16 protein-coding genes and 1 tRNA gene are annotated in these 21,376 nt (G+C 71.0%); 9 read left to right on the top strand and 8 right to left on the bottom strand.

The window, feature by feature from the left end; translation table 11 throughout:
- Positions 1–176 precede the first annotated feature (176 nt).
- The 4 genes from CHC05_RS00370 to CHC05_RS00355 all read left to right on the top strand — a co-directional run bounded on the left by CHC05_RS00370 (position 177) and on the right by CHC05_RS00355 (position 7,574).
- Positions 177–3,065 (top strand): M20/M25/M40 family metallo-hydrolase, encoded by a 2,889-nt coding sequence (locus CHC05_RS00370; protein ID WP_179265994.1) that lies wholly within the window; start codon positions 177–179, stop codon positions 3,063–3,065.
- Between the two features lie 43 nt (positions 3,066–3,108).
- Positions 3,109–5,625, top strand: coding sequence for a S8 family serine peptidase (locus CHC05_RS42965; protein WP_089243407.1), 2,517 nt, complete (start codon positions 3,109–3,111; stop codon positions 5,623–5,625).
- 225 nt (positions 5,626–5,850) lie between these two features.
- Positions 5,851–6,810 carry an ATP-binding cassette domain-containing protein gene (locus CHC05_RS00360; RefSeq protein WP_089243405.1) on the top strand — a complete coding sequence of 320 codons (960 nt, stop codon included), beginning with the start codon at positions 5,851–5,853 and terminating at the stop codon, positions 6,808–6,810.
- Positions 6,807–7,574, top strand: coding sequence for an ABC transporter permease (locus CHC05_RS00355; protein ID WP_089243403.1), 768 nt, complete (start codon positions 6,807–6,809; stop codon positions 7,572–7,574). The genes CHC05_RS00360 and CHC05_RS00355 overlap by 4 nt, the downstream gene beginning before the upstream one ends.
- Here CHC05_RS00355 and CHC05_RS00350 read toward each other — a convergent pair.
- From CHC05_RS00350 to CHC05_RS00340, 3 genes are read right to left on the bottom strand one after another with little or no spacing between them, the layout of a single operon-like run.
- Positions 7,529–10,558 (bottom strand): ATP-binding protein, encoded by a 3,030-nt coding sequence (locus tag CHC05_RS00350; RefSeq protein WP_089243401.1) that lies wholly within the window; start codon positions 10,556–10,558, stop codon positions 7,529–7,531. The two genes, CHC05_RS00355 and CHC05_RS00350, sit on opposite strands and share 46 nt — an antisense overlap.
- 33 nt (positions 10,559–10,591) lie before the next feature.
- A complete protein-coding gene (locus tag CHC05_RS00345) occupies positions 10,592–11,503 on the bottom strand; it encodes a serine hydrolase domain-containing protein (RefSeq protein WP_089243399.1) in 912 nt (303 codons plus the stop codon).
- Positions 11,469–12,383, bottom strand: coding sequence for an EamA family transporter (locus tag CHC05_RS00340; RefSeq protein ID WP_089243397.1), 915 nt, complete (start codon positions 12,381–12,383; stop codon positions 11,469–11,471). The genes CHC05_RS00345 and CHC05_RS00340 overlap by 35 nt, the downstream gene beginning before the upstream one ends.
- A gap of 72 nt (positions 12,384–12,455) precedes the next feature.
- On the opposite strand from CHC05_RS00340, the gene CHC05_RS00335 reads away from it, so the two are divergent.
- From CHC05_RS00335 to CHC05_RS00325, 3 genes are read left to right on the top strand one after another with little or no spacing between them, the layout of a single operon-like run.
- Complete coding sequence (locus tag CHC05_RS00335; RefSeq protein WP_089243395.1) at positions 12,456–13,352, top strand: LysR family transcriptional regulator; 897 nt, start codon at positions 12,456–12,458, stop codon at positions 13,350–13,352.
- A gap of 9 nt (positions 13,353–13,361) precedes the next feature.
- On the top strand, positions 13,362–13,691 hold the full coding sequence (locus CHC05_RS00330) for an ArsR/SmtB family transcription factor (RefSeq protein ID WP_218824371.1): 330 nt from the start codon (positions 13,362–13,364) through the stop codon (positions 13,689–13,691).
- 60 nt (positions 13,692–13,751) lie between these two features.
- Positions 13,752–15,158 (top strand): MFS transporter, encoded by a 1,407-nt coding sequence (locus CHC05_RS00325; RefSeq protein WP_179265993.1) that lies wholly within the window; start codon positions 13,752–13,754, stop codon positions 15,156–15,158.
- A gap of 9 nt (positions 15,159–15,167) precedes the next feature.
- Here the strand turns inward: CHC05_RS00325 and CHC05_RS00320 are convergent, their stop codons facing one another.
- Together CHC05_RS00320 and CHC05_RS00315 are read right to left on the bottom strand one after the other, a co-directional pair.
- Positions 15,168–16,916: a hypothetical protein gene (locus CHC05_RS00320; protein ID WP_089243391.1), complete on the bottom strand. Its 1,749-nt coding sequence runs from the start codon at positions 16,914–16,916 to the stop codon at positions 15,168–15,170.
- 40 nt (positions 16,917–16,956) lie between these two features.
- A tRNA-Arg gene (locus tag CHC05_RS00315) sits at positions 16,957–17,029 on the bottom strand.
- Between the two features lie 236 nt (positions 17,030–17,265).
- Here CHC05_RS00315 and CHC05_RS00310 point away from each other — a divergent pair.
- Together CHC05_RS00310 and CHC05_RS00305 are read left to right on the top strand one after the other, a co-directional pair.
- On the top strand, positions 17,266–17,826 hold the full coding sequence (locus tag CHC05_RS00310) for a DUF4352 domain-containing protein (RefSeq protein WP_089243389.1): 561 nt from the start codon (positions 17,266–17,268) through the stop codon (positions 17,824–17,826).
- A gap of 22 nt (positions 17,827–17,848) precedes the next feature.
- Complete coding sequence (locus CHC05_RS00305) at positions 17,849–18,385, top strand: hypothetical protein (RefSeq protein WP_089243387.1); 537 nt, start codon at positions 17,849–17,851, stop codon at positions 18,383–18,385.
- Here CHC05_RS00305 and CHC05_RS00300 read toward each other — a convergent pair.
- The 3 genes from CHC05_RS00300 to CHC05_RS00290 all read right to left on the bottom strand — a co-directional run bounded on the left by CHC05_RS00300 (position 18,372) and on the right by CHC05_RS00290 (position 21,363).
- Complete coding sequence (locus tag CHC05_RS00300; RefSeq protein WP_089243385.1) at positions 18,372–18,902, bottom strand: SDR family oxidoreductase; 531 nt, start codon at positions 18,900–18,902, stop codon at positions 18,372–18,374. The two genes, CHC05_RS00305 and CHC05_RS00300, sit on opposite strands and share 14 nt — an antisense overlap.
- A gap of 42 nt (positions 18,903–18,944) precedes the next feature.
- Positions 18,945–20,465, bottom strand: a complete 1,521-nt coding sequence (locus tag CHC05_RS00295; protein ID WP_089243383.1) for a M1 family metallopeptidase — start codon at positions 20,463–20,465, stop codon at positions 18,945–18,947.
- A gap of 79 nt (positions 20,466–20,544) precedes the next feature.
- A complete protein-coding gene (locus CHC05_RS00290; protein ID WP_089243381.1) occupies positions 20,545–21,363 on the bottom strand; it encodes an alpha/beta fold hydrolase in 819 nt (272 codons plus the stop codon).
- Between the last annotated feature and the right edge of the window lie 13 nt (positions 21,364–21,376).

Raw genomic sequence — 21,376 nt, 5'->3', positions numbered from 1 at the left:
CGGCGAGATAACTGCAGGATACAGAATCGCGAATGATCATTAGCATCGAGGCGAACCAATCGGCCTCGGCTGGACGTGTCCATTCCGGAACGTTGCAGGCTGCCGTTGTCGTCCACGATGGACCGACCGGGGAGATCGCGCAGATGCGGAAGAAGCCTCTCGCTCTGACACTTGCCATGTCATTGCTCCTGTCCACGGGTGTGCCGGCCAGCGCGGCCGCGACCGGCTCCGGCAAGAAGCGCTTCGAGCCGAGCGTCACCTACGACCTGTCGGTGACCGACGCCGAGCGCGACGCGATCCACGCGGAAGTCGAGGCGCTGGCCGGACGCGTCAACAGCGCGCGGGCGGGAGACGGCAGCTACGACCCGCTCACGCTGATCGGGGCGATGCTGGACGGGTCGAGCTACGACTCCATCTCCCGGGGCGGCACGGCCGCGACGGCGTACCCCTTCCCGGTCAGCAACACCGAAGCCAACCAGAACGAGTACGACCGCAAGGTCGCCAAGCTGGCCTGGGTGGTCAAGCTGGCCACCGACCTGGGATTCCCGGTGGTCGTCCAACGCCAACCCGACAAGTACGTCTACGCGGAGATCGGTGACCCGGACGCCCCGGAGATGGTCATGGCGTTGAGCCACCTCGACTCGCCGACGGCCTCCGTCACCGCGGCCCAGCTCGCACGCTGGCGGGACGCCGACGGCAACCTCGGCACTCCCGGCGCCTACCACTCGCCCTACATCCAGGACGGCTGGGTCTACGGGGCGGGCATCCAGGACGACAGCGGCCCGACGCTGGCGACGCTGCTCGCGGCCAAGGCGCTGCTCGAGGCGGGGTTGCCCATCGACCGACGCATCCGCATCGTCATGGGGATCTACGAGGACGGCGGTCCCGGCACGCCATCGACGACGAACACCGCCACCTTCCAGTCCATCCCGTACAACTCGAACCCGACCTTCTACGACAACTGGGCGTACAAGAACCTCAACCGGGAAGAGATGCCGATCGCGGCCTACACCTCGGACTCGCGGTTCCCGGTCATCGTCGGCAACTCCGGTGCGGTGACCCCGGCGGTGTCGATGAGCCTGGCCGCGGACAGCGCCAAGGCCTTCCGGCTCACGGGTGCCACGGCCGGCGTCACGCTGCGCGAATGCGACCCGACCCTCAAGGACATCGCGTACGGCAGCACCACGCAGGTCGCCTCGCGGGCCATCTTCACCCTCGACGTGGCCGGAGCGAGCTCCGCCGAGCGCCGCCGGTTCGTGTCGGCGATCACCGACGCCGCGAAGTCGAAGCGTTGGCTCCCGGCCGCTCGCCACACCACGCCCAAGGTGCAGACCACGATCACCGGCGACTCGCTCACGCTGGAGGTCAACACCGATGTGGCGATGGAGATGCCGACACCGCAGTACGGCAAGAACGCCGTCGTGTGGGGGATGTACCTGCTCTCCAAGGGGCTCGGCGCGGTGCGCGCCTCCGACATGCAGTTGAAGAAGGCCGCCGACGGCATCGCGGACCTGTTCTTCCGTGACGGTGTCGAGGGCGAGGCCTACATCGGCAAGTACATGGGCATCCCGGCGAACCTGTTGCGCAACCCGAGCAACGGCACGCCGAACCTGACCTTCGCCCTCATGGGCGGCATCAACTCGGAGACCCCGACGAGCTTCTACACCGACGCCACCGGCACGCTCAGCATGCCGATGTTCGTGCGCAGCATGCACGTCACGGCGGCTGACTCCAGCCAGGCGACGGCGGCGGTCACCGCCGCCTTCCAGGCGAAGGGGTTCACCATCGGCGACCTCGGCTCGCCCGTCGGCGCCGGCTTGTACGTCGACCACGACAACCCGCTGACTGCTCTGCAGTTCGGGAGCTACCGGGCCTCGGTCGAGGGCAACCCGAAGGAGTTCGCGGATCCGAACGCCCTCAAGGACGTGGTCTATCCGCAGGGCACGACCGGCGGCACCCTGGCCAGCAGCTTCCGCAACAAGATGACCGCCTTCGGCGCCGTCATCCCGGGGAACGAGCGCTGGTGGCACACCGCCAACGAGCGGATGAAGGTCGACTCGGCGGTCCAGATGACCAAGATCATGGCCGACGGCATGCTGGAGATGGCCCGCTACTCCGGGCCAGCCGGCGCCAAGTTCATGTGGGCGGACATGCCGGGGTTGAACGCCGACCGGTCGGACCTCGACCTGCTCGACGTCACGATCGGCACCTTCAAGGACGCGACGGCCGCCGTCGACAAGCGCCAGTTGGACGGCCAGGCCCTGCTCGCCGCCACCTCGTTCAACGTGCCCATGTGGAACGTGCGCGGCAACTCGGCCCCGACGGCGGCGGCCTTCGCGCTGGGGCACGCCCCGGGCGGTGTCTACCTGCCCCTCACCGACGCCGAATACCTGAACAGCACGTACGTGGCACCGATGCGGCTGGAGTTCAAGGTGGAGCGCCCCGGCTACCTGTCGGACGCTGCCTGGGCGACGTTCCGCGCCGGTGGCTACGGCGACTTCCAGTTCAACATCCGCGTCGGCGACCAGGTCGTGCCGCTGGCCGTGCCGGCGGGGCAGAGTGCGGACAAGTACTTCTCCTCGCGCGTCTCGGCCACCAACCCCGACGCCATCTACCTGTCGGTGAACCTCGCGATCACCGATGCGCCGTACACCGGGGTGCAGCCGGTCCTCGCGGATTCCAAGACGGACCTCTACACGGTCAACCCGACGTACCTGGCCGCGAACCCGGATCCGTTCCCCGGGCGTGGTGCCGTCGAGCAGCGGGGCTTCTTCCAGTTCGGTGACGGGCAGAAGAACGCGGAGTTCTCCTCCCCCGACGCCGTCTACGTGACGGTCGCCAACGCGGTCGTCGGTGCGAAGCCGTCGGCCGTGGTCAAGAAGCTGCGGGGCAACACGAACGAGTTGACCATCACGGTGAAGCGGACCCACGTCGACGGCAGCACGTCTCCTGTCGCGGCCACATTCACCATTCGCAACAACGCTGCCGGCACCTACCAGGTCGGCGACTACCGGGTCTACGTCGACACCAAGGGCAACCAGGTGCGGTCGATCCACCTCGGGTGAGAAGCGGCCGTCGAAGATATCTACCCCTCGGGAAGGAGCCGGAATGAGCATGGGGTTCACGAGTCGGCGACAGTTCCTACGGCAGGTGGGGGGCGCGGTCGCTGCCGGAGCGGGCATCGCGTTCCTTCCGGCCGGGTTCGCCTCGGCAGCGCCCAAGACCGGTCCGACGCCTGGCCTTTCTGGCGGCGTGCCGCCGACGTACCCGGGAGACCCTGGCTTCGTCGCCACGCGTCCAGAGGAGTTCGCTGCCGCCAAGGCCAGTTGGGAAACGCCGGAATACGGTTATTACACCGGTCACAATCCCGCTAACCCCGGCACAGCGGTCGATGCCCCGTGGCAGCTCGTCGCGGTGAACGCGTCTACCGCGTACGCCCTGGGCTACTTCGGGCAGGGTGTCGCGTTGGGCATGATGGACTCGGGCTACCGGACCACGCACGAAGCGTTTCAGACGGCGCTGATCGTTCCGGTGCGGGCGGAGGGCGTCTACGGCACGTCCGGCTTCGGCTACCGGAACACGGCGACCCCGGCCAACCCGTTCACCGCGGGCGAGTCGTTCACGGTGGCCGGCGACCAGGCGAGAACGACCGACTACAGCCACGGGACCGGAATGCTCGGGGTTACCTCCGGCATCCGCGACGGCAAGGAACAGCACGGCATCGCCATCGGACCGACGATGTACGTGGCCAAGACCGGCGGTTCCGACACCCAGTCGCACGGCCCCTTCCACGACTACGTCTACTGGCACACGGCCAACAAGGCGCTGGTCGCGGCCGGCGCCCAGGTCATCAACAGCAGTTGGGGCTCGTTCGTCCAGACGATCGACCGGGCCCGCTTCGACGGTCTCGGAACCGACCTCGGAGTCGGTGGCAACCTCGCCAACGGCTACCAGTTGGTCGGCAAGGACAGCGTCAGCCCCACGGCGATGGCGACCATCGTCCCCAACGAGTTTCTGAAGGACCTGGAGTACCAGTACTTCTTCTTCCTGAAGAGCTATTCGGCAGGCGGCATCCAGTTCAATCCGGACCACCCCGGACAGTCCTTCATGGACGCCATCTGGGACGCCATCAAGGACAGCGGCACCGTCAACGTGCGATCGTCCGGCAACAACGACTGGAGCAATCCGTACTTCCGCCCGGCGTACCCCCTGTTCAATCCCATGGCCGAACGGCAGTGGGTGGCCGTCGGCGGGGTGCAACCGCCCACCGCGGCCAATCCCGAATACACGAAGCAGTTCGGGTTCAACGAGGCCGGGCTCGCCAGGTGGTGGACCGTGTCGACCCCGTCTAACAGCGTGCGGACCACGAGCAGCGCCGGTGACACCAACTATTCGAACTCGAGCGGCACGTCACCGGCGACGCCCGTCGCGACAGCGGTGATGGGGGTTCTGCTCTCCCGCTACCCGAACATGGACGCCATGCAGGTGCGCGAGCTGATGTTCACCACGGCGAACAACAAGATGTCCGACGGCGTGCGCTTCCTCGGCACCGGGCAGACCTCACCGTCCGGGGCATCCATCGCCTGGACCGCTCCCGACGGTGTTCCGGACGAGCGCTGGGGCTGGGGAATTCCCGACCTGGCCAAGGGCATGTACGGCCCCGGCCAGTTCCTGAGCCCGATGACGTACGACATGGACAAGGCGCCCCTGGACGTCTGGTCGAACGACATCAGCCAGACCGCGATCAAGGAGCGGGAAAAGGAAGATCTGCGGTGGCTGGCGGGCTACAGGAAGCACGGCACCGCGTACGCCGGCGAGTTCAGCCCCAATGTGCTGCACCGCGACGGCACGGTTGACGCACAGGCCTTCGTGCTGCAGGGCCTGCTGGCCGACCCGGCCGTGCAAGCCGCGACCGACGGCCATCCCGAGTTGTACGACAAGATCCCCTACGCGGATGCCCTCAAGTGGCGCAAGCGCTGGATGGACGCCCGCGCGGCCCACATCCAGCACAAGATCCACAAAGACCTCTACACGGCTTCCCTGGTCAAGAAAGGCCGCGGGACGCTGGTCATGACGGGCGACAACACGTACCAGGGCGGCACGACGGTCTTAGGCGGCAAGCTCGCGATCAACGGCTCACACGCGAGCTCGATCGACGTCAAGGGCGGCACCCTCGGCGGCACGGGCTTCGTGGCCCGCAACATCGATGTCCGCGACGGCGTGCTGGAGCCGGGCCTGTCGGCCGAGGAAGCGGCGGCCGCGGCGTCCCTCACCTTCACCGACGTCACACCCGGCAACGTGCTGCGGGTCGGCCGCGAGGTGACGCTGGGCCGCGGGGCCCGGCTCGCGATCACCATCTCCGGCGACCAGGACTACACGAGCGTACGGGCCGGAGGTGACCTGGAGCTGAAGGGCGAACTCGACCTGGACGTCCGCGCCCGCCTCACGCCAGGCACGGTCCTGACAATCATGAGCGGCGACTCGATCAAGGGCACCTTCCATTCCCTCCCGGAACGCCGAATCCTGACCGCGGGCCGCCACCAGTTCAGGGTCTCCTACCGCCACGGCAACGTAACCCTGACCGTCGTACGGGCACTCCCCGGCGCAGGCTCCCACGGCGCCTAGCCCGACACGGCCCGGCCAGCCGGGCTCAGGTTCGCCTGAGCCGGGCTGGCCGGGCCTTCGCCTGTGGGGGGAGTTGTCCCCGGATCCATCCCCTGTCACCTCACGGCGGCGGCTCACCGTCGAGGAACGCCACCGGTGATGCCGGGGTGAAGCCGTGGTGAAACCGGGTGGTTTCACTCTTCTCTCAGGCGTGGCCGGTCGGGCCGCGGTTTTGGGAGGACGGGCATGACAGGCGTGCCAGCAGGGGCGGCGATCGAGGTCGTCGGGCTGCGTAAGGCGTTCGGGGACAAGGTCGTGTTGGACGGGGTTGATCTTCAGGTTGCGGGCGGCACCATTTTCGCCCTGCTCGGGCCCAACGGGGCCGGGAAAACCACAGCCGTTCGGATTTTGTCGACCTTGATTCGGGCTGATGGTGGGCAGGCGAAGGTGGCCGGGTACGACGTCGGCAAGGAGGCCGACGACGTGCGGGGTGCGATCGGGGTCACCGGGCAGTTCTCCGCGGTCGACGATCTGCTGACCGGCGAGGAGAACCTCGAGCTCATGGCCGACCTGAACCACCTCGGTCGCGCCGAGGGGCGGCGGCGGACCGCTGAGCTGCTCGAGCGGTTCGACCTCGTCGAGGCCGGCAAGAAGCCGGCTTCCACCTACTCGGGCGGGATGAGGCGGCGGCTCGACCTGGCGATGACGCTCGTCGGCGACCCGCGGGTGATCTTCCTCGACGAGCCGACCACCGGGCTTGATCCGCGTAGTCGGCGGATGATGTGGGAGACCATTCGCAGGCTGGTGGCCGGTGGGGTGACGATCTTCCTGACCACCCAGTACCTGGACGAGGCCGACGAGCTCGCCGACCGGATCGCGGTGCTCGACCACGGAAAGATCGTCGCGGCAGGGACCGCCGAGGAGCTCAAGCGGGGGCTGCCCGGCGGGCATGTGCGGCTGCGGTTCGCCGACCTGACCCAGCTGAGTGCCGCGACCGGGGTCTTCCACGAGGCGACCAGGGACGACGACGCGCTCACCCTCGAGGTGCCCAGCGACGGCGGTGTCCGTGCGCTGCGCGACATCCTCGATCAACTGGACCGCGCCGGCGTCGAAGTGGACGACCTCTCCGTACACACGCCGGATCTCGATGATGTGTTCTTCGCCCTCACCGGGCACCCGACGGCGGAGCAGGAGGCCGTGCGATGAGTGACGCGATGACCATGGTGCGCCGCAACGTGCGGCACACCCGGCGGAACCCCGTCGTGGTGGTGATGACCATCGCCCTGCCGGTGTTCATGTTGCTGCTGTTCGTCGGGATCTTCGGCGGCGCGCTCAACATCGGGCTGGGGGCGGCCGTTCAGGGCGACGACTACATCGACTACCTGGTGCCCGGCATTCTGCTGATGGCCGTCGGCTACGGGGCCAGCCAGACCGCCATGGCGGTCAACCAGGACGTAACGTCCGGCATCATCTCCCGGTTCCGCACGATGCGGATCTCCCGCACGTCGGTGCTCACCGGGCACGTGATCGTGTCCACCGCCCGTACGCTGCTCAGCTCCGTCCTGGTCGTGGGTGTCGCGGTGCTCCTGGGTTACCGGCCCCACGCCGACGCGGCGAACTGGCTGGCCGCCGCCGGGCTCGTCGCCCTGTTCACGCTCGCCCTGACCTGGCTCGCCGTCGCGGTCGGCCTGGCCGCCAAGTCGCCCGAGGGCACGACACCGTTCTTGTTCGCCGCCCAGCTCCTGCCGTTCGTCAGCAGTGCGTTCGTGCCACCGGAGTCGATGTCCGGGGTCGTGCGGTGGTTCGCCACCCACCAGCCGTTCACGCCGATCATCGACACGATGCGCGGTCTGTTGCTCGGCACGCCCGTCGACAACCACGGCATCGTCGCCATCGTGTGGTGCGTCGGGCTGACGCTGGCCGGCTACGGCTGGGCGCGGCTGCTGTTCCGGCGCGATCCGGTGACCTGAGCCAACGTCTCCGTTTTCAAGTCCGAAATGGACAGGCCGGCGTACGACGAGACCGCCTCGGCGTACGCCGGCGCGTCTGCCTGTCGCCCGAGCGATTCGACCAGTTCCGGCGTCAGGTCCGGCTGCGTCCCGCGGAACACGCCGAAGCGGGACGCCAGCGCGACCAGCCGCGCCGCGCGAGGACCGGACGTCGACACCGCCATGGCCAGAAGCAGCGTGCCGCACACCGGGAACATCGTCGGTGGTGCGGTGGGCAGCAGCCCGGACAGCATCTCCGGCAGCGCGTCCACAATGTCCTGGACCTCGTCCAGCCGGCCGTGGCGGGCGTGTAGCAGCACCGCGGCCGCCTCGACCTCGAAGGGCCACAAACCGAACTCGGTGCCGAGAGTGGCGGGGTCGACCGGCCTCGCCGCCTGCCGCCACAGGCGCAGTCCGCCGTCGACGTCGCCGCGGCCGAGTTGGATCTGCGCCCGGGCGCACAGCTCGAAGCGCGCGGCGTCCACCGGGTCGTCGCCGCGGTCCTCGCGAGCCTCGAGGAGCCCGCGTTCGGCCTTGTCCCACGCGCCGCGCTGGAGGTTGGCCTGAACCAGCGCCCACCGGCCGCGGGTCTTGGTGGACCAGCCCAGTCGCTCGGCCGTCTCCAACGCGGTCGCGATGTGCTCGTAGGCCGCCTCGCCCGGCTCCACCATCAGGCACAGCTCACCGACCCGGCTGTGCGCCAGCGCCCGGATCAGCTCCATGTCGTCGGCCTGTAGGCACGCGAGCATCCGCCGGGCCGCGGCAACTGCCAGCGCGGGCTCGTTGACCTGCTCCCACCGGTAGCTGAGCACATAGTTGGCCATCGCCGCCAGGAGAGGCGAGTCGCTCGAAGCCAGCGCGTCCAGAGCCGCGTTGTCCCGGGCCCGCAGCGCCACGTCGATGGCCCGGATCAGGTTGTCCGGCGGCGCGATCGGCAGCCGCCGCAGCACCGCCAGAGCGCGCAACGGGCTCGCGTCCGGCATCACGAAGCCGATCATCGCGTTCAGCACGGCCGCCATCCGGGTCGCCTCGACGAGGTCGGGCCCCGGCCGGAAGTGGGACAGCAACCACGACGTGTCGCGGGCCAGCGCGATGAGGCGGGTGAAGTTGGACTCCGTGACCCACAGGCCGCCGAGCCACGCCGCGGTCGCCGTGACCGCGGCGCCGTCCTGGCGGTCGAGCCCGTACCGCAGCGCCTGGAGCAGGTTGTCCTGTTCGCCCCGCACATTGTCCACATCGGGCAGACCGAGCGCGCCGGGCGCCCACCACACGTCGGCGTCGCCGGCCCAGCGTAGGAATCGGCCGATGGCCGCCGCGCTTTCGCCCGCCTCGTCCCGGCGGGCGGCGCTGAACTCCCGCACCGTCTCCAGCATCCGGAAACGGGTGCCCGTCGCGCCCTCGGTCAGCCGCAGCAACGACTGGTCGACGAGCTGTTCGAGGACGGCGTCCGAGCCCAGCACGTGCCGGGCCGCGGCGGCGGTGAAGCCACCCGGGAACACCGACAGCGTGCGCATCGCGGCCTGGGCTTCGGGCGCCAGCAGGTGCCAGCTCCAGTCGATGACCGCGTGCAGCGTGCGGTGCCGGTCCGGGGTGTCCCGGGTGCCGCCGCGCAACAGCTCGAAGCGGTCGTCCAACCGCCGGGCGATCTCGGTCACGGACATCACGCGTACGCGGGCCGCGGCGAGCTCGACGGCCAGCGGGAGCCCGTCGAGGCGGGTGCACAGCTCGGCCACCACCGCCGGCGGCAGGTCGGCGTCGGGCCGGGTCGCCCGGGCCCGCTGGCCGAACAGCTCGACCATCGTGGGGAGGTCGAGCGACGGCAGCGGGTAGACCGACTCGGCCGCCAACCGCAGCGGAGCCCGGCTGGTGGTCAACACCCGCACGTCCCGGCTCGTCGACACCAGCGCGCGCACCAGCTCGGCGACGCCGTCGACCACGTGCTCGCAGTTGTCCAGCACCAGCAGGGCGGCGCCGGGGCCGAGGGCGTCGAGAATGGCATGCGCCGGCCGCGCCCCGACGGCCGAGCCCACCTCGGCGGCCACGTCCGCGTCCGTCGCCACACCCGCGAGCCCGACGACGTGCACCGTCCGCTGCTCCGCCTGCCGGGCGACGGCGTTGGCGAGCCGGGTCTTGCCGAGCCCGCCGGGGCCGACAATCGAGACGACCCGCGACCTCCGCAGCAGGTCGGCCACCGCGGCGATGTCCTTGTCCCGGCCGAGCATCGGGTTCGGCTCCTCCGACACCCCGTGCCGGACGGCCGGCGCGTCGCTGGCCAGCAGGCCCTGGTAGACCTCTCGCAGCGCCGGCCCCGGATCGGTGCCCAGCTCGTCGCGCAGGGCGCGCCGATAGCTGTCGTACCGGGCCAGGGCCTCCGGGACCGCCTCGCACCGCAGCAGCTCGGCCAGCACCTCCTCGTCGCGCGGGTGGGCGGCGGCCACCTCGCGGAGGGGCTCGACGGCCTCGGCGGGCCGGCCCAGCCGGGCCAGGGCCAGGGCGCGCGCCCGCACCAGCGCGTCCAGCACCGGCACCCGCGCGGCGCGCAGCGCGGCCAACGGGTCCTCGCCCGGGTCGGCGGTCACGCCGGCGCACAGCGCGATGCCGGCTTCAGCGGAGGCGAGCGCGGACGCGTGGTCGCCGGCCCGCGCGGAACGCCCGCTCGACTCCGCGAACAGCCGCACCGCCGAGGCGTCGACCTGGTCCGGCCCCAGCGTGAGGCGGTAGCCCGTGGCCGTCGACGCGATCAGCTCAGGGCCGAGCCGCGCCCGCAGCCGCGACACCAGCACCTGCAGGGCCTTGGCCGGGTGGTCGGGGCGCTTCTCGGGCCACAGGTCCGCGACGAGCCGGTTGGTGCTGGCGCCCGTGCTCGGCGCGTCGGCCAGGAGCGCGAGCAGGCCACCCGGCCCGGAGCCGGTGATCTCCTGGCCCCGGTAGGCCACCCGCGGCAGCAGGACCAGCTCGACGGTCACTCACGAGAGTCTAGCCAGGAGCGCTGGTGCGGCTCAGGCCGCGAAGGCGTCGATGGCCGGGCCCAGGTCGTCGCCGGTCAGGGGGTGCTGCAGGTCGCTGAGCAGGCGGGCCAGCCCGGGCAGCACCCGCTCGTCGGCGGCCAGCGCGACGGCCACGAAACCCTGGTCCGGGACCAGCAGCAGCGCCGCCCGGTGACCCGGCAGGCGACCGTTGAGGAACAGCTGGCCCGAGGGGCCGAGCGCCCAGCCGAGGCCGTACGCCATGGGGTCGTCCGGCTCCGTCCGCGGCCGGCGGGTCTCGGCCAGCAGGGTCGCGTCGCCGATCAGGCGTTCGCCGAGCGTCAGCAGGTCCGGGACGCCAGAGCACAGGCCTCCGCTCGGGCGCCGGCCGCGCGGGTAGTCGGCCGTCGGGATGAAGCCGGTGCCGTCGAGGCCCCAGGGCCGCAGGACGGTCTCGCCCACGGCCAGCTCGTACGCCGTTCCGGTCACGGCCGCGAGGAGGGCGCCGGCCACGAAATAGTTGCCGTTGTAATAGGACCAGCGGCTGCCGGGCGGGCGCGCGTTGCCGGCCCGCACCACGAGCCGGGCGGCCTCCTGGATCGCGAAGGTCCCGTCGCCCAGCGCGGCCACCGCCGCGCCGTCGACGTCCTCGCGCAGCCCGGCCACCTGGCCGAGAAGCTGCGCGACGGTGATGGTGCGGTCGGCGCGCCAGTCGGGTTCCAGCCCCGGAAGCAGGGTGACGGCGGGCGTGTCCAGCGGGATGCTCCGTTCGGCCAGGGCGAGCACGACCGCGGCCGAGGTGACCGTCTTGGTCAGCGAGGCGATCCGGAAACGGGCCTGGCCCCGCGACGCCACGGTTCGCGTCCCGGCGGTGGAGATCCCGACGGCGACGGCCGGTGCGTCGCGGAGGTCAGCGCGCCGCTCGAGCTCGTCCTGGAGAACCATGAAGACGATCTTGCCGTACGCCGCGGGCCGGAATCGACACGAGCCCCGCAAGCACGCCACCGATCACGAGCAGGCCGCCGAGTACGTCGGTCGGGCGCACCCGTTCGTCCAGGAACAGGGCGGCGCTCGCGATGCCGAACAGCGGCACCAGCATCGCGAACGGCGCGATCGTGGAGGCACCGTACCGGCTGATCAGGTGTCCCCACGCGGCGAAGCCGCCGAGGGTGGCCGCGCCGGCCACGAACAGGACGGCCAGCACTCCGCTCAGGGGCACGGAACGCAGCGCCTCGAGGTCGGTGGTCGGCCCGTCGACCAGCAGGGAGAGCAGGATCAGCCACGGTGACGCGAGCGCGCTGACCCAGACCATGAAACGCAGCATGTCCGTGGCGCCGGCCTTTCTCGTGGCCACATTGGACACACCCCAGGCGGCCGCGGCGGCGATCACCAGGGCGAAAGCACCACCGGGGACGTCGGTGCCCACGCCGACGGCCACCACGACGACGCCGACCGCCGCGACGGCCAGGCCGGCGACCCTGCGGCGACCGGGTCGCTCCTTGAGCAGGAACACGGCCAGCAGGACCGTGAAGATCGCCTGGCTCTGCAGGACGAGCGACGAGAGGCCAGCCGGCATGCCTGCCGCCATTCCGGCGAACAGCAGGGAGAACTTAGTGACGCCGAGAGCCAGGGCGACGGCCAGGATCCAGCGCCAGGGCACCCGGGGTCGCCCGACGAAGAAGACCGCCGGCACCGCGGCGAGGGTGAACCGCAGGGCGTTGAACAGCAGCGGCGGGAAGTGGTCGAGGCCGACCCGGATGACGACGAAGTTGACGCCCCAGAGGGCGGCCACCCCGACGGCCAGGGCGATGTCGCGTGGTTTCACCCGGTCATCGTCTGGGCGCGGCATCGTTTAGCACCAGCGACAGTTTCTACACCGTCCCGGTAGCCTCGCTACATGATCGAGGTGGGTCGGCTCCGCGCGCTCGACGCCGTGGCCAGCTACGGGACGGTTCTCGCGGCCAGTGCGGCACTGCATTGCACGCCGTCGGCGGTGTCCCAGCAGCTCGGCAAGCTCGAGCGGGAGACCGGCGCCACACTCGTCGAGAAGGACGGCCGGCGGATCCGGCTGACCGAGGCCGGCCGGGTCCTGGCCGCCCACGCCGCCAAGGTGCTGGCCGCCCTCGACGAGGCCGAGGCGGCGCTGGCCGCGCAACGGGACACCGTGACCGGCCGGGTGACGATCGCGGCGTTCGCGACCGCCTGCCGCGGGCTGCTGCCGCACGCGCTGCACCGGCTCGCGGCCGACCACCCGGACCTGCGTACGGGCCTGCTGGAGGGCGACCCGCACCACGCGCTGGACCTGCTCCAGCGCGGCCACGTCGACCTGGCCGTGCTCGACGACTGGCCCGAGGCCGCGCTGACCTGGCCCGCCGGGATCGCCACGGCGGAGCTCGGCCTCGACGTCGCCGACCTGGTGGTGCCGACCGGCCACCGGCTGGCGTCGGCCGCCGGCCCGGTGCGCCGTGACCAGCTGATCGGCGAGCGGTGGATCGCGGCCCCGCCGGGCGCGATCTGCTACGAGTGGCTGATGCGGGTGCTGCCGGGCGTCGAGCCGGACTTCCTGGTCGGCGAGTTCGAGACCCAGTTGACACTGGTCGCGGCGGGGCTCGGCGTGGCGATGCTCCCCCGGCTGGCCCGGCCGACGCTGCCCGCCGGCGTGGCCACCGTCGCGGTCGCGCCCCGGCCGACCCGGCGGGTCACGGTCGCGTGGCGGGCCGCGTCGGCCGCGCGCCCGGCCCTGCGGGAGACGGTCGCGGCGCTGCGCGAGTCATGGGCACGATCGTACGGGTAGGCTCGTACCATGACGACGATGCCGCAGCCCAGCCGGGAGCAACTCGACATCTCGCGCGTCCTCGAGGCGCTGTCGAACCCGATCCGGCAGCGCGTCGTGGCCCAACTCGCGGCGACGACAGACTTCCGGTTCACCTGCGGCGAGCTCCTGCCGGACCTGCCCAAGTCCACGGCGACCCACCACTGGCGGATGCTGCGCGACAGCGGCGTGGTCGGCGTGCAGCGCAACGGCCGGGAGTTCCGGGCGGCCCTGCGCCGGGACGACCTCGACGCCCGCTTCCCCGGCCTGCTCGACGCGGTCCTCACCGCGGTTGTTCCTGCTCACACTGAGTTGAGCTGAGTTCGAAGGTACGCGTACGTTCGTACCGTGGCTCCTCCTGAAAAGCGTTTGATCCTTCCCGTGCTCCTCCTGAGCGTCCTGTCGTACGCGCTCATCCAGTCCCTCATCGCCCCGGTCCTCCCGGTGATCCAGCAGGATCTCGGCACCTCGCAGAGCACGGTCACCTGGGTGCTCACCGCCAACCTGCTCTCGGCCGCGATCTTCACGCCGATCCTCGGCCGTCTGGGCGACCGGGCCGGCAAGGACAAGGTGCTGCTCGTCGCGCTGATCGCCCTGGCCGCCGGCGCGCTGCTCTCGGCCGTCGCACCGAACATCGCCGTCATGCTCGTGGGCCGCGCCCTGTCCGGCGTCGGCGGAGGCGTGCTGCCGCTGGCGTTCGGCATCGTCCGCGACGAGCTGCCGCGCGAACGCGTCGCTCCCGCCGTCGGCCTCATCGCCGCGCTGCTCGCCATCGGGGCCGGCCTCGGCATCGTCCTGGCGGGCCCGATCGTCGACCTCCTGGACTACCGCGCGCTGTTCTGGCTGCCCGCGATCGCGGTCGTGGTGGCCGCCGTCGCCACCCACTTCCGGATCCCGGCGTCGCGGTCACACGCACCGGGCCGGTTCAGCTGGGTCGCGTCCGGCCTGCTGGCCCTCTGGCTGGTCGCGCTGCTCGTCGCGCTGACGGAGGCCGCTTCGTGGGGCTGGGGCTCGGTGCGGGTCCTGGGTCTGCTCGCGGTCGCGGTCGTGGTCCTCGTCGCCTGGATCGTCGTGGAGACCCGCTCGGCGAGCCCGCTCATCGACATGCGGATGATGCGCGCGCCGGCGGTCTGGACCACCAACCTGGTGGCGCTGCTGTTCGGCATCGGCATGTACGGCCTGATGGGCTTCCTGCCGGCGTTCATGCAGACGGCTCCGGTTCTTGGCTACGGCTTCGGCGCCAGCGTGACCCGGGCGGGCCTGCTGATGCTGCCGCTGAGCGTGGCGATGTTCGTCTCGGGCCTGGCCGCGCCGCGCCTGACCTATCGTTTCGGCGCCAAGGGCGTGCTGGTCGGCGGCACCGTCTTCGCGGTCGGCTCGTTCGCCCTGCTCACCCTGGCCCACGGGCGGCAATGGGAGATCCTGGTCTCGATGTCCCTGCTCGGCATCGGCTTCGGCGCGGCCTTCGCGACGATGTCCAACGTGATCGTGGCAGCCGTGCCGGCACACCAGACGGGCGCGGCGAACGGCATGAACGCGAACATCCGCAGCATCGGCGGCGCGATGGGCGCGGCCGTCATGGCCAGCATCGTCGGGGCGCACGTGCTGCCGAGCGGCCTGCCCACGGAGCGGGGCTACAGCATCGGGTTCGCGGTGCTGGGGCTCGCCTGCGTCGGGGCGGCGCTGGCCGCGCTGCTGGTGCCGCGCAACCACCAGCACACGGCCGAGCCGACCATCGCGGACGAGTCGTACGCGGAGGCGGCGGTCGCCGGCGCACCGGCCCGCTGAGCTACCCGGCTAGCCCACCGTGCCGCGGGTGCGATGGCCGGCCGTCGCACGGCGCTGGGTCGGGGTGGTCCTCGCGAGCGGCGGCCTTTGCCGGCCCAGCCGGAAGGCCTTCAGCGACTCCCACCGTCGCGCCTCGTCGACCTCACGGTAGGCGATCAGGCGGACGCCGACACAACTCGGCCGGCCGCCCCGGTCCCGGGCCGACAGGTGGCGGAACCGCTGCCCGGTCACACCGTGCGGAGGGCTGAGATAGGAGCCGCCGGCGAGGCGGAACGCCCCCTCGAAGCGCCGGTCGGTGTCGAAGGTGTCGTGCTTCTGCTCGCGGACGATCTCGTGGACGCCGCCGCAACAGTCGTAGACGCCCGCTGCGGTGCGGCCCGCCATGTAGGTGCGCACCGGGCTCAACCGGCTGCCCCGATCGAACTTGAGGTTGGCGTGCAGGGGCGTCGGGAGGTCGTGCCCCCACGGGTAGGGCTGGTCGACGCAACCGGCGAGCCTGACCCATTCCGCGACCGTCGGGATGTCCCACCGCCACTCGTCGCTGCCGTTGGCGCCGGCGCTGGCGCTGGCGCTGGTCCGCAACAAGGAGCCGAGGATGTCGGTCAGCTCCCGGCAGAGCCCGCCGAACGCGGTGCCGTCGGTGCTGCCCTGGCTGAGCACGTGGGGCATGGCGGCATCGGCACCGCTGGCGCGGCGGAGGATGGCGTCGACGTCACCGACCGTGAGCGGCACCTCCATGGCCCGGAACGGGTAGGGACATATCGCATCGGGCGCGAAGTCCACGAGCACGGGCCGGAACGGCGTCGGTCCGACCGCCGCGCCGAGCCGTCCGAGCAGCACCTGGACCCGCTTCAACAGCGCCGGGCTGCTGCCGCGCTCGCGGAGCACTTCGTCGTGCCGGGTCAGCGCGTCGCGGATGAGCCGCAGGGTGGCCGGGTCGTCGCGGGCGATCCGGATGAAGAGGTCGATGATCGGGTAGAGCCGTTTGTGGTCGTCGCCGGACTGGCGGATCGCCTCGGTCACGAACGTCGCCATCAGCCCGTCGGCCGGTTCGTCGGCGGTCGCGGCGAGGTGGGTGACGAAGAACCACTCCCAGAACTCGGTGAGCCGCGGAACATGGTGGCGCTCCGCGGACAGGATCAGGTCGGTCGCGCGCAGCAACCACCGCTGGAGACCGATGCTTCCGTCGTGGAGGATCGAGTCGACGAGCATGACGGTCCAGAACTGGTCGACGGATCCAACCTGGACGGTACGCGGCCGGTACGCGGTGCGGATCTCTACGCGGAGGTGCGGCAGCGAGTGGGCGAGGAGGTCGTCGAGCGGGGCGAGGTCGGCCGAGATCTCGCGCATCGCCGCGCCACGGAGCAGGCCCTCGGAGACGCCGGGACGCTCCAGCTGAGCTGTCCACGCGCTGGCCGACACGACCAGGTGCGCGTCCGCTGCGGCCTGTGGTGGCGCCGCCGGGGAGGATGGGGAGGAGATGATCTCCGGCGGGGCGGCCTCGGGTGCGGGCGCCTGGGTCGGGATCGCGGCCGGGGAGCTGGCATCGGTCGAGGAGGTCGTGTCGCCGGGCTGCGCGGCCGGCGGGCCCCCGCGGGTTGAGGTCAACGTGGCGACCGTCGCCGCCAAACTGCCGATGCCCGCCAGCCAACTGGCGAACTCCACGCTCTGGGCGCCGAAGGCCGCAGCCGCGACGGCCAGGCCGCCCGCGGCGACGCCGCCGATCGCGAAGATCACCGTTCGTCGCGTGAGCTTCACCGATCCATCGTCCTCACGGCTCGCAACCACGTCCTGGTCGTGCCCTCGGGAGTGACTCGAACACCCGACCACGGCTCCGAGGGCCGCTGCTCTATCCCCTGAGCTACGAGGGCTTGCAGAGCCCGGATCGGCTCTGCCACCGATCGTAGCGTGGCCGGTCCACATCAGAATCCGCCACAAGGTCAGACCGGGGACCTGGTCGATCTCTATCGGGTTCGCCCGCTCGGGCGCCCGGCAGCGCCGTACACCCGATTTCCGTGTTGTTGGTGTTATGAGCCGTTTTCACCCTGTTGCATGGCGTTCGCGGTCGGGCGCTCGGCCGCTTCGATTCCGAACATGGAGCCCCGCCATGTCCTATCAGAAACCCCGCTCGAAAGCGCCGTGGATCGTCGGCGGCCTGGCCTTTCTCCTGCTCTGTTGCGGCGGAGTGGCGGTCGCCGCGCTCGACATCGGCGGCGACGCCCCGAAGACCGGCGCCGCTGTCCGCTCCGACGCCGTGGACCAGGTGCCGGCGAAGCGGACGCTGCCGGGGTTGAACGAGCCCGCCCGTGACGGCAGGTTCGAGTTCACGATCTTCAAGGTCGCCTGTGGTACGACGCGGGTCGGCGGTGAGGACGCCCTGGGTGTGTACTGCCTCGTCGACCTGTCCGTGCGCAACATCGGCAGCAGGGCGCAGCTGTTCGACGGCTCGTCCCAGAAGGCGTTCGACCGCGACGGCACCGAGTTCTCGCACGACGGCGCGGCCGGCCAGTACGCCAACGGCGGCACGGACGTCTTCCTGCGGGACATCGATCCCGGCAGCGAGCTGCGGGGGAAGCTGGTGTTCGACGTGCCGAAGGGTACGAAGCTCGCCACGGTCGAGCTGCACGGCTCCGCGTTCTCGGGCGGGGTGACAGTAGCCCTGAGGTGAGGCCGGCTGTCATCGTGAGGCGATGACAGCGATCGTCGGGTTGGTGCAGTCGGGATCCGTCTACATCGGAGGCGACAGCGCGGGCGTCTCGGGCATGAGCCTGACCGTGCGCGCCGACGCGAAGGTGTTCCGCAAGAAGCGCTACCTGTTCGGCTTCACGACCTCGTTCCGGATGGGCCAGCTCATCCGCTACTCGCTGACCCTGCCCAAGCCGACCGGCGACCTGGACGCGTTCATGTCGACGACCTTCATCGACGCGCTACGGGAGTGCCTCAAGACCGGCGGTTGGGCGGCGAAGGAGAACGAGCGCGAGGAAGGCGGCACGTTCCTGGTCGGCGTACGAGGTGAGCTGTTCGCGATCCACGACGACTACCAGGTGGCCAAGGCGGCCGACGGGTTCGCCGCGGTCGGCTGCGGGGACCAGATCGCCCTGGGCGCGCTGTACGCCACCGCCGACGCGGGCCTCACGCCACGACGGCGGGTGCTCAGCGCGCTGGCCGCGGCGGAGCGTTACAGCGCCGGCGTACGCGGACCCTTCATCTGCCTCAAGAGCCGCTGACCCGGAGGGCGCGAACGACGCCGTGCCGTTTCAGGGCCCAGGCCAGCCGGCGGGCGGTCCGGTGGCGCAGGAGCAGGAGCGCGACCTGTCCGGCCAGCGTGAGCCGGCGGCCGCGGAACTCGTCCTCGGCCACCTTCCACAGCAGCGCCCGGATCTTCGGCGACTCCAGGACGTCGCGGATCTCGGCGCGGACGGCGGGATCGTCGACCGCGGACCGGATCGAGGACGCGAGAGCAGGCCGGTCGGTGAGGTTGTCGGAGACCGCCGCGGTCAGGCTGTGCCGGATGTCGTCGGTCTCGATCAGCAGCAGCACGGCCCGGCGGATCTCGGCGGTCTCCAGCGCGGACCGCAGCAACTCCATCGCCCGGCGCCGCACCTCGTCGTCGCGTTCGTCGTCGACCGCCAGCGCGGCGAGCAGCGAGGTCACCTCGTCGAGGTCGATCAGGTGCTGCAGCCCGGCCCGAAAGTCAGGCCGTTCCCACGCGCCCAACAGCACCTTGACCACGTTGCGATCCATGCCCACCGGTACCCGATCGGTCGGTGGGCCGAAACTGACCTCCTAGGAGCGCGCCGCGGCGGCCGGCGGCGCTTGCTTCGGCCGGGCCGGCGCCCCGGTCGGGAAGCCGTTGTCGACGGTGGGGTCGGGCCGGCGGGCATCGTGCAGCCAGGCCTGGAAGAACGAGGTGAGGTCCTGGCCGCTCAGGCTGCTGGCGTGCGTGACGAAGTCGGCGCTGTCGGCGTTGTCGTGCCGGTGCCGGGCCGCCCACGTGCGCATGATCTGGTAGAAGTCCGCGTCGCCGACCCGGTTGCGCAGCGCCTGCAGCAGCATGGCGCCGCGCTGGTAGGCGGACCGGTCCAGCGGGTACGGCGGCGCGTTCAACGGGCTTGCCCACATCGGGTCGCCGGCCGGAGCGGTCGCGTAGTAGTAGTCGAAGAGCTCCTGCGCGGTGCCGGTGCCCTGGTCCTGCGACCACTCCCACTCCGAGTAGGTGGCGAAGCCCTCGGCCAGCCACAGGTCGCTCCAGGTCCGCGCGGTGACGCTGTCGCCGTACCACTGGTGGGCGTTCTCGTGGACGACCACCCACACGTTGTCGACGGAGTTGCGCCAACGGCCGCCCTGGTAGACGGGCCGGGTCTGGATCTCCAAGGCGCTGCCGTACGGCTCGCCGGTCACCACGGCACCGGCGGCGGTGAAGGGGTACTTCCCCCACTTGCGCTGCAGGAACGCGAGCACCTCCGGCGTACGCGAGATGTCGCGCCTGGCCCGGTCGTTGATGATGCCGTTGCTCGTCTCGTAGGCGTAGTAGGCCGGCACAGACCCCAGGACAGTGCCGGTCTCGACCGTGTACGAGCCGATGGCCAGCATGGTCAGATAGGTCGCCATCGGGTCGTCGCTGCGCCAGTGGGCGGTCGCGAGGTCACCATCGACCACCCGGGAGAGCAGGCGGCCGTTGGTGATGGCCGTCAACCCGGCCGGCGCGGTCACCCGCACGTCGTAGGTCGCCTTGTCGCTGGGATGGGCGTTGGCCGGGAACCACCATTCGGACACCGGATCCGGCTCGTTCCAGACGATGGAGCCGGTCGGCGTCGAGCGCCACCCGGAGTCGTAGAACTCGATCATCACGTCGGCAGGCCGGCCGGCGTAGGTGACGACGACGCTCATCCCGGTGCCCTTGGGCAGTCCCCGCGCGGGCGTGATCTCGAGCTCGCGGTGGTTGACGTAGTCGCCCCAGTCGCGCTGGGTGAACGTCGCGGCCTCGCCGTTGACCGTCACCGCGGTGACCGGCAGCGCGAAGTCGAGGTTGAACCGGGACAGGTTGCGGGTCGCGGTCGCGGTGACCGTGGTCTTCCCGTTGAGCCGGCCGGTGTCCGGCGCCCACCGCAGCCGGATGTCGTAGTTGCCGACGTCGTAGCCGCCGTTGCCCAGACCGGGCATGAGCACGTCGTTCAGACTGGCCGCCCCCGGGCGGAAGACGGGATCGGCCGCGGAAGCCGGCGGACCGACCGGCACGGCGCCGACCACCAGGACCAACCCGAGAACCGTGCCGACCTTGACGCGTGAAACCCAGGACCTGCCCATGCTGACGCTCCCCGTTGTCGTCGCGCGAACGAGCCCATTCTCGCGCAGAACATCGACGACCGCTGACCCGTCCTGGGGCCTACTCCGCGAGGAAGTCGAGGACGACCGCCGCGAACAAGGGTGAGTTGAAGATCGAGTAGTGGGTGACGCCCGGGAGGATGGCCAGGGCGTGTCCGCCCGCTGGGCGGCCTTCGCCGGTCCAGCCTCCGTCGCGCTGGCCGCCGTCGAGGAGCGCGAAGATCTCCATGAAGGCCGTCGGTGGGACCTGGTCCGCGTCCGCGCCGACCACCATCGTCGGTACGGTCAGCGAGCGCACCTGGGCCGTGAAGTCGATCTCCTGCTGCATGAACGCGCCGATCTTGTCCAGCAGGCGACCGAAGTCCTCCGGGCGTGGGGCGACCTTCTGGTAGAGCTGGTACATCGGGGTGTCGACCATGAACTCGGCCGCCGCCGCGTTCACCTGGCCCTGCATCGCCCGCAGCTCCGGGTAGATCGCGTCCGTGCGCAGCCAGGCCGACGCCATCACCAGCTTGCCGACCACGGCCGGGTGGTTGGCGGCCACGTGCATCGCCACGCCGCCGCCCAGGGAGTAGCCGACCACGTCCGCCCGCGGCAGGCCGAGGTGGGAGATCAGGGCTGCCACGTCGGCGGCCATCGTGTCCAGGGACAGCGGGCGGTCCACGTCCGCGGTGCGGCCGTGGCCCTGCAGGTCGACGGTGATCACCTCGTGCTCGGCGGCCAGCAGCGGGAGCACCGGGCCGAACATCTCGCCCGAGCCGAGCCCGCCGTGCAGCAGGACCAACGGACGGCCGGCGCCGTACCGCTCGTAGTACAGGTTGATGCCGTTGACGTCGGCGTATCCGCCCGTGCCAGTGAGATCCGCGCTCCAGTCGGTCATCCGGACCATGCTA

This window comes from Asanoa hainanensis (genome assembly GCF_900188485.1).
Taxonomy (GTDB): domain Bacteria; phylum Actinomycetota; class Actinomycetes; order Mycobacteriales; family Micromonosporaceae; genus Asanoa; species Asanoa hainanensis.
This window is presented reverse-complemented; position numbering and strand designations above follow the sequence as displayed.